Origin of the sequence: Tenacibaculum jejuense, assembly GCF_900198195.1 — a bacterium.
GTDB classification, from domain to species: domain Bacteria; phylum Bacteroidota; class Bacteroidia; order Flavobacteriales; family Flavobacteriaceae; genus Polaribacter; species Polaribacter jejuensis.
The window spans coordinates 4,010,653-4,027,376 of record NZ_LT899436.1 but is presented as its reverse complement, the minus strand read 5'-3'; the positions used below and the strand labels follow the sequence as shown (position 1 = coordinate 4,027,376).

The window sequence follows — 16,724 nt, the reverse complement described above, 5'->3', positions numbered from 1 at the left end:
TTAAGTTATGAAAACGATAAAAAACCAAATTATTTTTCTTGTAATTATATGTTGTTTTGTTTCAATTACAAAAATATTTTCACAAAATACCATTCGTGTTCAAGACGGAAAAATATTTACATCTTGTAATGAAGAAATTGTCATGAGAGGTGTAAACGAAATGTTTATATGGTCTCAAGACAGAACAGGTGAACGTATTTTACCAGAAATAGCTAAAACAAAATCTAATGCTGTTCGATTAGTATGGACTACAGAAGGTGCAGAAAATGAGTTCGATGCGCTTATTAATAATAGTATTAAAAATAAAATGATTCCAGTTGCAGAGTTGCACGATGCAACTGGAGATTTTAGTAAACTACAACAATTATTAGATTATTGGAAAAAGCCAGCGGTATTAGCTACAATTCAGAAGTATAAAAAGTGGTTAATTGTAAACATTGGAAATGAAGTTGGTAATGGTTCAGAATCAACAGCACAGTGGGTAAATTACTATAAAGATGCAATTACACAATTGCGTGACGCAGGTATAGATACTCCTTTAATGATAGATTGTGGAGGTTACGGAAATCGAGAAAGTTATTTTCTTGAAGGCGGAAACGAGTTATTAGAATTTGATCCGTTAAAGAATATCATTTTCGCTGTTCATACTTATTGGACGAATGGTGATGATCAAGCTAAAGTAGATCGTTTGAATGTGATGATTACTGAAGCAAAATCAAAAAAGTTACCATATATTATAGGTGAAGGTCCACAAAAAGTTGCTTCTCCAGTGGCATGCGGACAAAGTTTTCCATATGTGGAAATGATGAAGAGATTACAAGAGGAAAGTATCGGATGGTTAAGTTGGTCTTGGGGAGCAGTGGATAACAACGATTGCGGTTCTCCAAATAGTGAATTGGATATTACAACAGATGGAAAATACGGTAATTGGGCAACTCAGTTTGCTGAAGAAATGTGCGTAACAGATGTCAATTCAATTCAAAATACATCGATAATTCCACCATCAATGTTAGATCCAAGTGTTGCTTCTTGCGGAACTACATTTACGATCAATGCGTCAACTAATGTTGCAGGCGGAACAATTTCTCCTTCGGGAAATGTAATTGTTTATGAAGGAGACAATCAAATTTTTGATATTACCTCTAATATCGGATTTAAAATCGGAGATATTTTAGTTGATGGAACTTCAGTAGGAGCTGTTACAACGTATACTTTTTCAAATGTTTCTGCAAATCATACAATAAAAGTGATTTATGAAGATGTTCCACTTCCTCCGCAACTTCCGTATGTAGATGGGAAACCTCAAGTTATTCCAGGAAAAATAAAAGCTACTTCTTTTGATTTAGGAGGAGAAACTGTTGCGTATCACGATACAACTTCTGGTAATGATGGTGACGGAATAAGACAAGAAGAAGATGTAGATACAGAGTTTGGAGGAAATGAAGGAAATATTGGATACACGGCAGATGGTGAATGGGTAGAATACACCGTTAATGTACTTGAATCGGGAATATATACAATAGATGTTTTAGTGGCTTCAGCAGTTTCTAATGGAGCTTACCATATCGAATTCGATGGTAAAGATGTTACTGGATTACAAAATGTTTCTGCAACTGGTGGATGGACGAGTTATAGTTCTCAAAAAATCTCAAATATAATGTTAGATGCAGGAGAACAAGTTATGAGAATGTTTATAGACAAAGGTTCTTTTAATTTTTCTACAATAAAGTTAACTCGTGAATCAGATGCTGGTGGTGATACAAGACCAGCACCAGTCATTCCAAACCAACCATCGTTTGTAACAGATGTGTATCGTAATATGTTCGTTGAATCTGGAAGAAGCGAAGCAGCAGTTCAGCAAAAATTAGATCAATTATGGAATCGATATTTTGTAAATGGAGATGCAACTTCTGAAAGATTAATGTATGAGGTAGGTAACGATATGGCTTATATTTTAGATACAGGTAATGATGATATTCGTTCAGAAGGAATGTCTTATGGAATGATGATTTGTGTGCAATTAGATAAAAAAGAAGCTTTTGATAAGCTTTGGAAATTTGTGAAAACATACAGTCAGCATAAGCCAGGTGATGCCAGAGAAGGATTGTTCTCTTGGCAATTAAACACTACAGATTATGGAATGATAGATCCAAATTCTGCTCCAGACGGCGAAGAATATTTTGTTACTGCTTTATTTTTTGCAGATGCGAGATGGGGTAGTCAACAAGGAACGGGGAGTTTTAATTCAGAAACTGACGTATTTAATTACAAAGCACAAGCAAATTATATTTTAGATAATATGATTAATAAGGCAAGTGCAAATAGCGGTCAATGTCCAACCAATTTAATTGATTTAAATGAGAAGCAAATAGTGTTCACTCCTTGTGGAGATTCGGCACAATTTACAGATCCTTCTTATCATTTGGCGGCGTTTTATGATCTCTGGGCATTGTATGCAGATAATAATAACGAATTATGGGCAGATATGGCTACCAGAAGTAGAGATTACTTATTGCCAAGAGCTGCGCATCCAGTAACTGGATTAACTCCAGATTATTCTGGATTTGATGGGAGTCCTAAAGATGACTTGAATCGTGGACATTTTGGGTTTGATGCTTGGCGAGTAATTATGAACATGGGATTTGATTTTGCATGGTTTCAAAAAAGTAAAAACAATACCCAAACAATCATCAATAATCAAATTGATTTCTTTAAAGACAAACCAAATTATGAAGGTTCTTGGAGTTTAGACGGTTCAACACCAATTACTTTTGATCATAATCCAGGTTTAGTTGCATGTAATGCAGTAGGAAGTTTAGCCTTAGCAGACGCAAAAGTTTGGCCATTTGTAGATGAGTTGTATGAATTATCACCACCTTCTGGTAAGTATCGTTATTATGACGGATTATTATATATGATGAGTTATATGCATTTAGCAGGGACGTTTAAAATTTATAAACCTACTGCAAGTGAAAATAACGCACCTATAGCTATGTTTACAAGTAGTGTTGTATCAGGTACAGTACCATTACAGGTAAATTTTGATGCGTCTAGTTCTTCTGACCCAGATGGAGATGCAATAACATATACTTGGAGTTTTGATGACGGAACATCAGCAACTGGTGTAACAGCGTCGCATACATTTTTACAAGCTAGAGATTATAATGTAACTCTAACAGTGAGCGATGGGACTTTACAGACCTCGAAAACAAAAATTATTAGTGTAAGAGATGATAATACTCCTATAAATTGCACATTCAATACACCAATGAATACTGCATTACCGTCGATTAGCAAAACATACGACTACATTTTTGTTTTAGGAAACGGCCCTGATTTAAGTAATGTAACCAATTTCGGAATTAATTGGGGACTTGCAAATAACGGATTATGGCAACTTTCAATGAGCACAAATAATGGAAGTCCGTCATGGTGGGTGAATTTCCTACCAAAAGTCACGCAAAATTTTAATCAGTCTAAACCAGAAATTACAATCACAGGATCCGGTTTTACAGGTTTAGATGGTGAATATTGGGCGGCTTTAGATAACGGAAATTTTGTGTTAGTTTCTAAAACAGGTCAGTTTACAATTTACTTCAGTACTACTAATGTGAAACCAAGTTGTGAAATTACTATAGCTAGTAGATTTCAACAGAATGGTACTATCAAAGCAGAAGAGTTTGTTGTTTGGCCTAATCCTGTAGAAGATATTATTTCAATAGCTCCAATACATCAAAATGTGAAATCGAATAGAGAAATGTTCTTATTTAATTTAAATGGTCAAATCATTAAAAAGAAGAAGTTTAATGATAAACAAACCATGAAAGTTCGCACTTCAGATTTAGCTAAAGGAATATATGTTATGGAAATAAGGAATAACGATTTAGGTACTACAACTGTAAAAAAAATCATTAAAAAGTAGCATACAAAATTTTCAATTATTAGGGATTGAATTTTATGTAAAGGTGAACCGAGAACTATCTCGGTTGGCCTTACGTAAAAAGGTTTAAGTAGGGACAAAATACATTTGATTAGAAATAAACTAACAAATCAATCAATAAAAATCATGAAACTTAAACAAAAATTTAAACGTTGGATATATTCAAATATCCAGGAGAAAATAAAACGACCTATCTGGTATTTTACTATTGTCTTTATTTCTTTAGGTCTAGCTGTAAAGTCAATATTGCCGATGTACGATGGTACAAAAGGTCCGGAAATGACAAAACAAACTTGGCCTAAAGGAACTTTTCTTTCAAACTTTCCAGAAGGAGATAGAATTAACACATATCATCGTAATTACTTGATGATTAACGGACAAGCAGGAACAGGCGTTTGGGATGTGTCAAATCCAACTGCTCCAAAACGAGTTCAGTTTAGCGACGCTGCAAATAACGGTCATCGTTGGTGGAAATTAGAAGGAGATTTATTTTATCGAGAATATTCTGTTCCAGAACTGGAAGGAACAGGGTACAAATATCTCGATTTATCTAATATGCTGGATAGAAAACCGGTAACATCTTCAGATATTTTATATACCGTTCAAGATGGACAAGCGAATTACGATAATCTAGAAACGTTCCCACATACTATTGTCGGAAATCGAGTTTTCGATATGCGTTCTGGTCAACAAGTCGATAATATTCCGGTAAGTGTTGCAGTTCCAGATGTTGTCGTAAGAGTAGGAAACTATGTGTTTTATGCACCACAAACAGGAGCGATAAATGTATTCGATTTCGGAGATCCAAGTAATATTAAATTTTTAGGATCTTTTGGAGGAGATATTCCTCACGAACAATATAGTACAGGAATTCAACTGTGGAGAAATTACCTGATTTTTATGAGCGGAAATCAAGGCCCAGATGCTTTAGTTGGTTTTGATATCAGTGATCCAACAAATGTAACAAGAGGATTTAGTTTGCATTCCGATCAAATTACATTAGGAAGATATATGATTTTTCAAGACGAATTTGGTTTCTCTGGAAGATTTGACAGAGGTGTGAAATTTAATTTTGAAACTATGGAAATTGATCATGAATTTTTTCCTCCTTCTAGTGATGAAACGCTTCAATTTATCGATAATCAATGGATGCCAATCGGACATATTTTAGTGGCTAGTGGAGATGATAAAACTTCAATTTTTGCACATCAAGATGAGTTAGACACAAAAGGGCCTTCTGTTGGGCATCATTTTCCAGTTTCAGGAGCAATTAATCAGCCAGTAACAACTACAATTGGTTTTGTAATTAATGAAACTTTGAATGATTTAACATTAAATGATCAAACTATTCAAGTAAGTCCACTTGGAGGAAATCCAATTCAAGGAGATGTTACCACAACTTCATATCAAGTAATTAATTACGCGCCTAAAAATCCATTATTACCGAATACAACTTACGAAGTAAAGTTTGTTGAAGGTGGAATTAAAGATGCAGTTGGTAATGGAATGGAGGAATATAGTTTCTTTTTTACTACAGGTGGTGATTCTTCAAATCAATCTCCAGAAGTAACAGGTATTACAGCTAACAAAACTTCTCCTGTAATTGAGAATACTCAGGTTGAGTTTACAGCAAATGCGACAGATGCTGATGGTAATAAATTAAGTTATCGTTGGGACTTTGGTGATGGAACACCAAAAACAGAATGGACTACCAAAACGGTAAATCATACCTTCACTGAAGCAGGAAATTATAATGTGCAAGTTCAAATTTCAGATAACAACGGAGGTTTTGTAGTGGCTTCAAAAGCTATAGTTGTTTCAGAAAATCTACCAAATACTGCTCCAACACAATCCGGACCAATTATAGTAGATGAAATAAATAGAATGGTATGGTCTGTAAATCCAGATAATAATTCAGTTACATTAATCGATGCCGATAATTTTACTGTAATAAAAGAAATTTCGGTAGGAAAAGATCCTATTAGTGTAGCGTTAGATGGACAACAAAATGCTTGGATTACTTGTAGAGATTCAGATGAGGTTTATATTTTAAATACTCAAGGAATCGTTCAAGATCAAATTCAATTAAATCGAGGTGATCGACCTTACGGATTGGTATTTACTCCAGATCAAACACGTGCTTTTATTTCTGCTTTTGGTTCAGGAAAGATTATCGAAATTAATCCGTCAACAAAAGTAATTGCAAATACAATTTCAATAGGAAATACACCAAGAGCTTTAGCAATTACTGGAGATGGAAACAAAATGTTAGTCACACGTTTTATTTCACCAGATGAAGAAGGTCAAGTTTGGGAAGTAAACCTAAATACGTTAACTAAAAAAACAATTGATTTAGCATTAGATGATTTCACTGTAGATAACGGAAATGCAGCTCGAGGATTACCAAATTATATTTCAGGTGTTAGCATTCATCCCAATAATAAATCTGCTTGGTCGGTAGCAAAAAAAGATAATATTTTAAGAGGATTTGCGAGAGATGGAAAAACGTTAACTTTCGATAATGCTGTTCGTACAGCTATTTCTCCGATCAATTTAACAACAGGAAAAGAAGATTTAGGAAATAGATTAGATTTTGATAATCATGGTCAGCCTTCATCAGCTTTATATTCTCCAACAGGAAATTATTTGTTTGTTACCATGCAAGGAAACAATAGAATTATTGTAATTGATCCGAAAACGGGCATCGAAATTTTAAAAACAGATGTAGGAAAATCTCCACAAGGTTTAGCTTTTGATAAAAATACCAACCGACTTTTTGTAAAAAACTTTATGGATCGTTCGGTTACTGTTTTAAATGCCAATACTATGGTGACGAACGGAAATCCGGTGCTAGAAAATTTAGCGACTATTAATACTGTCGGAATGGAGTTTTTAAGTGCTGAAGTATTAAAAGGGAAACAAATTTTTTACGATGCATCTAATTTAAAAATGGGAACCGATGGTTATATCAGCTGTGCGAGTTGTCATGTTGATGGAACTCAAGATGGAAGAACTTGGGATTTCACTGATCGTGGAGAAGGGTTAAGAAATACGATTTCACTAGTTGGTCGTGCTGGAACTGCTCACGGAAGAGTACATTGGAGTGCGAATTTTGATGAAATTCAAGATTTTGAAAATGATATTCGTGCGCATTTTAAAGGTCAAGGTTTTATGATTACAGATGATTTTAACGATGGAACAACAGCCTTAACACTTGGAGATGCGAAAACAGGAAAATCAGCAGATTTAGATGCTTTAACAGCGTATATAGAATCGTTAGATACTTTTGAACCGAGTCCGTATAAAAATGCTAACGGATCGTTAACTACAGATGGAGTTGCAGGAAAAGCTATTTTCTCAGACTTAAAATGTGCTTCTTGTCATAGTGGAGAAACATTTACAGATAGTCCTTCAGGAAAATTACACGATGTGGGTACTTTAGGAATTCAAAGTGGACAACGTCTTCAAAAAACATTGTTAGGTTTAGATGTTCCTACATTAAAAGATGTTTGGGCAACAGCTCCATATTTACATGATGGTTCAGCAAAAACAATTAAAGAAGTTTTAACAACAAAGAATGTTGGAGATGCACACGGAGCAGTTTCTACTTTAAGTCAAAATCAAATTGATCAGTTAGTAGCATATATTAATCAAATTGATGGCGATGAGATTAATACAGATGATACTCAAGTTTTAGAAATGGCATCGCCTTCAGATGGATCGAAATTAAATACATCAGAAAAAGTAAAATTAGCAGTAAATACTAATATTGAAGGAGTAACTAAAGTTGAATATTATGTAGATAACGATTTGGTTGAAGAAGTTACTACAGCACCTTTCGAAAGTTCTTGGCAACCTATTTTATGGAAAACATACACAGTAGTTGCTAAAGTATTTTATAACAACGGAAAAACAGCTTCTATAACTCCAGAATCAAAAGTTACATTTAAGAATACAATCAACGTAATGTTTGTAGTAGGAGATAAGACAAATCTTTCCAATGAAGATCAGCGTATAAAATCGAGATTAGCACAACAATTTGGCTTTTCTATTACTTTGTTTTCAGATGAAGAAGCTACGAGTCCGCAATCTGCAAATCCGTATGATTTAGTTTTAATTTCTTCTACTGTAGATCCAAGAGAACTAGGAAATGATTTAGAAGGAGCTAGAGTGCCGTTATTAACCTGGAATCCTTTTATGTACAATCGTTTAAGAATGACTTCAGGATCGTTAAATACAGGTTTTGGAATTACAAATGAAGGCTTCGATCAAGTAACAATTTCAGCTCCAAATCATCCAATGGCAGCAAATGCTGGAATAACAACAGCTTTATATGATATTACACAAAGTTTACCTTTTGGAAGTCCATCAACAGAAGCTATTGTAATTGCTAAAGCAGGTACACAACCTATTTTATTTGGTTATGAGGCTAGTGCAACAATTCCATCGAGAAGAACAGCGTTTCCATTACGAGATCAATTCATGCATTTACTAACACCACAAGGTTTAAAAATGTTTGATGCAGCGATTTTATGGACACTTCATGGTGGTGATGCAGATACGCCAATCGGACCATTACCTGATGTATATTTTACTTCACCAACTAACGGACAATTAGTAAATGCTCCAATTAGTATTGAATTTGAAACTGAAGGTTGGGATTTACCGTCACAACAATTTCAGTTAAGATATAGAATAGATGGACAAGATAGAGGTTTAATAACTTCGGAAGGTGTGCATGAAGATTTAACAAATTTGTCTGAAGGTCCACATGAATTAACACTTCAAATGGAAAGAAGTGACAATTCGTTAACGGAACTTGGAGAAACGATAACGGTTATGGTAACCAAAGATTCAATTCCAAAAGATCCAACAGTATTAATTGAATCGCCAACAAATGGAAGTTTAGTCGGACCTAGTTTTTCTATTGAATTTTCTACAATCTTGTGGGATCTTTCACCTAATGGAAGACATGTGAAATATTCTTTAGATGGAATTGAACAGCAAGATGTGTATTCAGTTACTCCTATTCCTGTATCAAATTTAACAGAAGGCGCTCATACTATTAAGTTAGAATTGGTAGAAGCCAATGGTACACTTACTGGAGAATTTAAAGAAGTGACATTTACAGTAGATGAAAGACTAGCAAATTTACCAGATACTGATTTTAGTGTCGAGTATAGAGATAATAGTTCAGGAGCAAATTCATCAGAATTAAAACCGGTATTTCAAATTGTAAATGGTTCCAATAAGAATTTAGCATTGAAAGATTTTACAATTCGTTATTGGTTTACACCAGATCATAATGTTCCTATGGTATTCAATATAGATTATTCTCAACCAAAAGGAATTACAGGAAAATATGAAGCATTAGGTTCAGAAAATTATTTAGAATTAGGATTTACAACTACTTCTGGAAATATCAGTGCAAACTCAAAATCTGGACAGATCGTAACAAGATTGCATCATTCTGGATTTCAATCTCACAATCAGCTGAATGATTTTTCTTATGATGCAGCTAAGAATGCTTTAAGTCCACATGTTTTAGTCACGTTATATTACAAAGGACAGTTAGTTTGGGGATTAGAACCCGATGGTTCGATTGCTGAAAATAGAGCTCCGATTGCAGATTTTACCTCTAATGTAAGTTCAGGACAAAGTCCATTAAGTGTTCAGTTTGATGCATCAGGTTCTTACGATCCAGATGGAGATGTATTAACTTATACTTGGGATTTTGGTGATGGAAATACAGCAGTAGGAGAAATAGTTTCACATGAGTTTACACAACCTGATAACTATACAGTTGAACTTACGGTTAGTGATGGAGAAAAACAACACATAAAATCTACGGTAATTACAGTAACAGATCAACCGATAAATAATGCTCCGATAGCTAATTTTACTACAGATGTAATCTCAGGAAATGCACCTTTATTAGTTCAGTTTGATGCTTCTAGTTCAACAGACCCAGATGGAGATGTATTAACATATACATGGGATTTTGGTGACGGAAATACTGCAACAGGAGAAACAATCGCTTATGAATTTTTACAGCCAAATAGTTACAATGTAATATTAACAGTAAGTGATGGTGTTTTACAAGATTCTAAAAGTATTACAATCAACGTAATCGATGATTCAAATCCGAATCCTTCAGGTTGTAGTTTTGGTACGCCAATAACCACAAGTTTAGCATCTGTCAATAAAGCTTATGATCATGTATTTGTTTTAGGAAATGGACCTGACTTAAGTAATATCGAAAAGTTTACCATAAACTGGGATGCCAATGCAAATGGTTTGTGGCAATTTTCAATTAATACAACAAATGGTTCTCCATCTTGGTGGAATAACTTAATACCAAGTATTACGCATAATTTCAATCAAGCACAGCCAGAAATAATAATAACAGGATCTGGTTTTACAGGTTTAGATGGAGCATATTGGGTAACCTTAGATGCTGACAACTTTGTGCTAGTTTCAAAAACAAAAGGATATACCTTGTATTTCAGTACAACAAATACAACACCGAACTGCGCAAGCACTGTTGCATCTAGAATTCAAAATGAACAAAGTTTAGAAACTGAAGTATTTGCAATTGGACCAAATCCAGCTTCAAATTTTATTTCAGTTGCAATTCCGATATATCAAAATTTAAATGCTAAAAGGCAATTGCGCTTATTCAATATGAATGGGAAGATTGTAAAACAGAAAAATTTTAATAAACAACAGCATATTATTTTACCTGTTGAAGATTTAGCAAAAGGATTGTATGTATTAGAAATTACAAATAGTGAAGAAGGAAAAGTAACTACCAAAAAGATTGTTATAAAATAGAGAAATTTGGGATAGTGTTTAAAGCCAATGTCGAGTAATCGATATTGGCTTTTTTTATACAATAAGCTTAAGTCTATGTGATAATAATTTATAATCGCAACAATGTTGCGATAAAATATTTATATTGCAGTAGAGCTATGTAAATAGTTCAAAATCAAAAAATAATTTAAAACTTATAATTAATGATAACAAAAGAACAGGTATTAGAGGTGCAGAAAAAATGGGGAGATGGTGTAGTAAAAATAGGAAGTTTAAAAAATAATAGAGCAGAATGTGAGACATTTACAAGTAATTTTATAAACGAACGTTACTCGTATCAAAATGGTCCAGTAGTATTTAAACCAACTAAATGTGCTATTGAACAATTTAGGCCAACTAAAGCAGAAGCGGTTTCTTATTTTATTGCTGGAGATGATCGTAAATGTGATGAAGATAAAGGTTTTGCTTTACAACCTTGGACTAAAGTTAGATTTGAGAATTCAGGAATAATTTTAGAAGAAAAAAGAGCAATTGCTATGGGGAATTATTTCTTTACAGATCTTGATGGAAATGAAGCAAAAGTAGAGTATACTTTTGGTTATAAATTAGAAGAAGGAGAATTAAAAATTGATGTTCATCATTCTTCTTTTCCTTACAGTTTAGCTCCAGTTTCTTAATGCATAATTGTTTGTGTTTATTGTCCTACAGGTTTCCTAGAGTCAATAGTTAATAATGAAGAGTTAAAAAACTTAAGTTGTTATACATCTTTAGGAAATTCTGTTCGCTTTACCGAAAATAAAAATATAATACTTTAAAGCTGATACAAGTAAAAAAGAAATCAGAAGACTATAAATTTATATAAAAGGTTACTTTAGTTAGATAAATCTTGTTTCAGAATTTGAGCTAAATCTTCTTGGGTTTTATACAATACAAAACCTCCATCTTTTATGTAAGATATTTCACCTGTTTCCTCTGAAACAATAATACAAACAGCATCTGTTTTTTCTGTAATTCCAATGGCAGCTCTATGTCGTAAACCGAATCTTGATGGGATTTTAGTATTATCTGAAACAGGTAATATTACACGAGTCGCAATAATATAATTATCTCTAACAATAGTAGCACCATCATGTAGTGGACTATTTTTATAGAAAATACTTTGAAGAATAGCATCGTTAATTTGTGCATTCATTTTATCTCCAGTACTCACTAAAAAATCAAGTTTATTAGTTCTTTCTATTACAATTAATGCTCCGGTTTTGGTTGTAGATAGTGTAGCGCAAGAAGTTATAATCGTATCGGTATCGGTGTCTGTATTAATTTCAGATTGTAAAAATTTTAACTGGTTTAAAAAGCCTCTCTTATTAGTAAAATTATTTGTTCCAATCATTAATAGAAACTTTCTTATTTCTTGTTGAAATACAATAATTAAAGCAATAACCCCACCAGAAAGTAAATAACCAAGAATTCCACTTAACATCTCCATATGAAGTGCTTGTGTAGCTTTCCATATTAAAAAAATAACAGCAATACCAATAACAATATTAATTGCAACAGTTCCCTTTAATAGTTTATAAGTATAGTATAATAATACAGCAACTAGAATGATATCTAAAATATCTAAAAAAGAAAAGTCTAAAAAATCTAGCATGTAATTGTTAGTATTTGCGTAAATGTACTAATAATTTAAAAGATGTACATGATTACCTTAGGAAGTAAGATTATACTACTTTAATTCAAGTTAGTTATTTAGCTTTTGAGTATTAACAAAAATTTAAAGTGACGAAAAAAATATTCTACATAAGAATTTTGTAATTTAATGAAATCTTAATATGCTAATTGAGTATGTAGTTCTTATAACTTACTGTGTTAGTAATATTAAAGATTAACCATTTTAAATTTAAACCTTACTATTATGAAAAATCAAATTTTAAACTTAGGGAAAACACTTTCTAAGAACGATCAAAAAAGTATCAAAGGAGGATTTTTTGGGTGCCAACCACAATTACTTCAGTGCGATTCACATAGAGATTGCCCTCCGTGTAGTAGCGGATGCGGAATTACAATTGATAATAATGGAACACCATTATTCATATCTGGTGTTTGTGCATTTTAATAAAAAAATTAAAATCAGCTGTAATTTTACAGCTGATTTTTTATTGAAGTATAGTTTATAAATTTATTTACTAGCCATAGTAGTTTCTACATCTCCAATTAATAAAGGATATTTACTACGAATAATTTTAATTTTTTCAAATATCTTCTGATTTTTAGTACGTTTAAATTCTTCTTCCATAGCCGTAAAACTTGTACGGTAAAGTTTTAAAGCTAGTTTATTACGAAGTTGATTATACGCACGATTTACACTATTTAAAACATTGATATAAGTTTCATAAGTAGCGTTTCTGTCAGCGCTAATAGTGATTAAAGCTTTAGAAGGATGATCCGATAAATCTAGTCTTTTGTCACCATTACACCAATCGCATACTTGACCATTAATATCTTTACCGCCACCATTGTCAATAAATTTCATAGCCAAATCTGTAATTTCATTGATGTTAACTAGGTTATTTCCAATCAAAATTTCGTCATTAATATTAATGTTAACATCAAAGAGATTTTTTTCATGGAGTTCAATAGGAGGCGGATTATCATTTTTTTCGGCCATTTTTCTAAAAATACCTTTGTCTACATCCATAGTAGTGGTAACCAGAAAAAAAATAAGTAATAAAAAAGCGATGTCTGCCATTGATCCGGCATTAATTTCAGGATTAGCTCCTCTTTTCATAATTAGTAGTTTTTAAAATTAATAAATAGTTTAAAAGTTTGGCTACTAGGCAATTTTTGGTATGAGGAGACATTTGCAAAAACGATGCCGTTTTTATTTATGTTTTTAAAGTCTAAAAATTATAGAGAGTTCACTGTTTTTATTCCACTGTAATCATATAAACTTGGATCAATATATGTTTGTTTGTGAGTAGAATAGTCTAAAACAGTTACAATATCATGATCTTTGAAGAAAGGATCTTTTAAAAAAGTATGAATGTTCTGGTTTAGAAAATAAATATGTGCAACATAATGTTTAAATTGATAAAGATGATCTAACTTTTGTTGCTTAAGCATATAATTTCCAACAGAACAATATAAGGCAGCATATCCGATACAATTTGCTTTTTTATGATTAATTATATCATTGGGATTAGAAGAAACTTTATCAAATGTAAAACTTAAAGAGTTACTGGTAATCTTATTACAGTTAGTTATAATCTTATCAAGAGTATTTTTTTCTGTGTTGGCAATTGAATTTATTTGTGCAATTACTTTTTTATCAGTTAGTGTAATGTTCGCTCTGTTTTTTACTTTTTTGTAAGAGAATAAGCTTCTGTAAATTATGCCTTTAAAAAGATAAAGAAGTAGTATTAATAATAAATAATACCTTTTCTTCATAGATTATTTAACGAGTTCAACAATTTTAATAGCTTCTACAGCTTCTTTTACATCGTGAACACGAAGAATATTTGACCCATTTAATAAAGCAATAGTATTAGCGGCAGTAGTAGCATTTAAAGCTTCTTGTGGAGTAATATTTAAAAGTTTATACAACATGGACTTTCTTGAAACTCCAGTTAAAACAGGAACATCTAAATTTTTAAAAAGGTCGAGATCTTTTAAAAGTTGATAATTATGATCAATTGTTTTTCCAAACCCAAAACCAACATCAATAATTACATCGTTTAGTTTTAGTTTACGTAGTTCAAAAATCTTTTCAGCAAAAAAAGAAATTAAATCAGTTATGATATTATTGTAAGTAGGATTTTTTTGCATGTTCTGAGGTGTACCTTGCATATGCATCAAAATGTAAGGAACTTGTAATTTGGCTACTGTGCTATACATTTTATTATCCATATTTCCTCCAGAAATATCGTTGATAAGACTAGCTCCCGCTACAATTGTTTCTTCTGCAACTTTGCTTCTAAAAGTATCAACGGAGATAGTAATTTCAGGGAAGTTTTTTAGCAACAATTCAATTATAGGAACAATACGTTTTAACTCTTCTTCTTCTGAAATATGTTGAGCTCCAGGTCTAGAAGAATATGCTCCAACATCAATAAAAGTAGCTCCATCTGTAAGCATTTTATTTGTTTGGTTTAAAATACTTATATCACTTTTATATTTTCCTCCATCATAGAATGAATCTGGTGTAATATTTAAGATCCCCATTACTTTAGGAGAAGATAAATCGATAAGTGTGCCTTTGCAATTAATTGTCATTGATACCTTTTTACTGGTTACTGGTACAAATTTTTACGTAAAAATAACTGAAAACCTAATTGATTTGCTATTTTTACGTAGTTTTTTCTGAATATATAAAATGCATAATACCTCAGAGCAGTACGATTCGGTTGTAAATGAATGCCGAAACTTATTTGTAAATAAGATGAAAGATTATGGTAGCGCATGGAGAATTTTACGCTTACCATCGTTAACAGATCAAATTTTTATTAAAGCGCAACGTATTCGTCAGTTGCAAGAAAATGAAGTTAGAAAGGTAGATGAAGGTGAAAGATCTGAGTTTATTGGAATAATTAATTATTCTGTCATGGCTTTAGTTCAGCTAGATTTAGGCGTTGTAGAACAGCCAGATTTATCTACGGAAGAAGCAACAGTCTTGTATGATAAATACATTAAAATAACGAAGGAATTAATGGAGAAGAAAAACCATGATTATGGTGAAGCGTGGCGAGATATGCGAGTTTCTTCTTTAACAGATTTAATTTTACAAAAGTTATTACGAGTAAAACAAATAGAAGATAATAAAGGTAAAACATTAGTTTCTGAAGGAATTGATGCAAATTATCAGGATATGATAAATTATGCTGTATTTGCGATGATTCACTTCAATGAAGCGACATCATAAAATCCCTATAACCATGTTAAAAATATTGACACACATTTCAAGAGTTCTTGTTGGATTATTATTTATTTATTCTGGATTTGTAAAATTAGTAGACCCAGTAGGATCTAAGTACAAATTCGAAGAATATTTTAGTGCAGATGTATTAAACCTTGAGTTTTTAATACCTGTTGCTTTAGCTTTTTCAATATTATTAATCATTACAGAATTAGTTTTGGGTGTAATGCTTTTGGTAGGTTATAAATCAAAATTTACAGTTTGGAGCTTATTTGGTATTAATTTAATTTTCTTGTTTTTAACTTGGTATTCCTACGCATACAATAAAGTAACAGATTGTGGTTGTTTTGGAGATGCAATTAAATTAACACCTAAAGAAACATTTTATAAGAATATCGTATTTATGGTATTCATAGTCATCTTAATTATTGGAGTAAAACACATAAAGCCTTTAATTTCAAATAAAATAGCATCTTACGCAACATTAGGATCATTGGTTATTTCGTCATTTATCGCTTATTATGTGTTGCAACATTTACCAATTATAGATTTTAGAGCTTACGCTATTGGAACGAATATTGCCGAAGGAATGTCTTTTGGACCGAACGGAGAAGATCCTAAGATTCATGATTTTGAAATTAGTACTGTTGATGGTGATGTTTTAGAGGATATGTTAACGAAAGAAAAAGCAATGTTAATCTTGATGACTACCTTAGAAAAGGTAAACAAAGAAGGATTAAAATCTATTTCTGAAGTTGCAGCAAAAGCAAAGCAGAACGGATACGAAATTTATGTATTAACGTCTGATATTATGATGGCAGATGTTATTTATGAAGAGAATACAGAAAAATTAGATGCTTTCATTAAAGAATATAACTTACCATATACTTTTGGAAGTTGTGATGAGAAAGCAATCAAAACTGCAATTAGAGCCAATCCAGGTATCATTATTGTAGAAAAAGGAGTAATTACAAACAAGAAGAAATGGAGAGACGTGGATGAAATAAAATTTTAATTTTCAGCTAAATTCTTATATTTAAGAGCTGTTAATCAAAACTT

The 16,724-nt window shown here is 32.2% G+C and carries 9 protein-coding genes; 5 read left to right on the top strand and 4 right to left on the bottom strand.

The window, feature by feature from the left end:
• Positions 1 to 7 precede the first annotated feature (7 nt).
• The 3 genes from AQ1685_RS17650 (at position 8) to AQ1685_RS17640 (ending at position 11,430) form a co-directional block, all read left to right on the top strand.
• A complete protein-coding gene (locus AQ1685_RS17650; protein ID WP_095074321.1) occupies positions 8 to 3,922 on the top strand; it encodes a glycosyl hydrolase family 8 in 3,915 nt (1,304 codons plus the stop codon).
• Positions 3,923 to 4,066: 144 nt separating this feature from the next.
• Positions 4,067 to 10,774 carry a PKD domain-containing protein gene (locus tag AQ1685_RS17645; RefSeq protein ID WP_095074319.1) on the top strand — a complete coding sequence of 2,236 codons (6,708 nt, stop codon included), beginning with the start codon at positions 4,067 to 4,069 and terminating at the stop codon, positions 10,772 to 10,774.
• Between the two features lie 182 nt (positions 10,775 to 10,956).
• Positions 10,957 to 11,430, top strand: a complete 474-nt coding sequence (locus AQ1685_RS17640) for a hypothetical protein (protein ID WP_095074317.1) — start codon at positions 10,957 to 10,959, stop codon at positions 11,428 to 11,430.
• A 194-nt stretch (positions 11,431 to 11,624) separates the two neighbouring features.
• On the opposite strand, the gene cdaA is transcribed toward AQ1685_RS17640, so the two are convergent.
• From cdaA to folP, 4 genes are all read right to left on the bottom strand, one after another.
• Complete coding sequence (cdaA, locus tag AQ1685_RS17635) at positions 11,625 to 12,404, bottom strand: diadenylate cyclase CdaA (protein ID WP_095074316.1); 780 nt, start codon at positions 12,402 to 12,404, stop codon at positions 11,625 to 11,627.
• A 528-nt stretch (positions 12,405 to 12,932) separates the two neighbouring features.
• Positions 12,933 to 13,541 carry an ExbD/TolR family protein gene (locus tag AQ1685_RS17630; RefSeq protein WP_095074313.1) on the bottom strand — a complete coding sequence of 203 codons (609 nt, stop codon included), beginning with the start codon at positions 13,539 to 13,541 and terminating at the stop codon, positions 12,933 to 12,935.
• Between the two features lie 119 nt (positions 13,542 to 13,660).
• Complete coding sequence (locus AQ1685_RS17625; RefSeq protein ID WP_095074311.1) at positions 13,661 to 14,200, bottom strand: hypothetical protein; 540 nt, start codon at positions 14,198 to 14,200, stop codon at positions 13,661 to 13,663.
• A 3-nt stretch (positions 14,201 to 14,203) separates the two neighbouring features.
• The gene (folP, locus tag AQ1685_RS17620; RefSeq protein ID WP_095074310.1) at positions 14,204 to 15,025 is read right to left on the bottom strand and encodes a dihydropteroate synthase; all 822 of its coding nucleotides are present in this window, start codon (positions 15,023 to 15,025) and stop codon (positions 14,204 to 14,206) included.
• A 100-nt stretch (positions 15,026 to 15,125) separates the two neighbouring features.
• On the opposite strand from folP, the gene AQ1685_RS17615 reads away from it, so the two are divergent.
• Positions 15,126 to 15,671, top strand: coding sequence for a DUF1599 domain-containing protein (locus tag AQ1685_RS17615; protein ID WP_095074309.1), 546 nt, complete (start codon positions 15,126 to 15,128; stop codon positions 15,669 to 15,671).
• A 13-nt stretch (positions 15,672 to 15,684) separates the two neighbouring features.
• Entirely contained in the window at positions 15,685 to 16,680 is a 996-nt protein-coding gene (locus tag AQ1685_RS17610) for a DoxX family protein (protein WP_095075108.1), read from the top strand.
• Positions 16,681 to 16,724 lie beyond the last annotated feature (44 nt).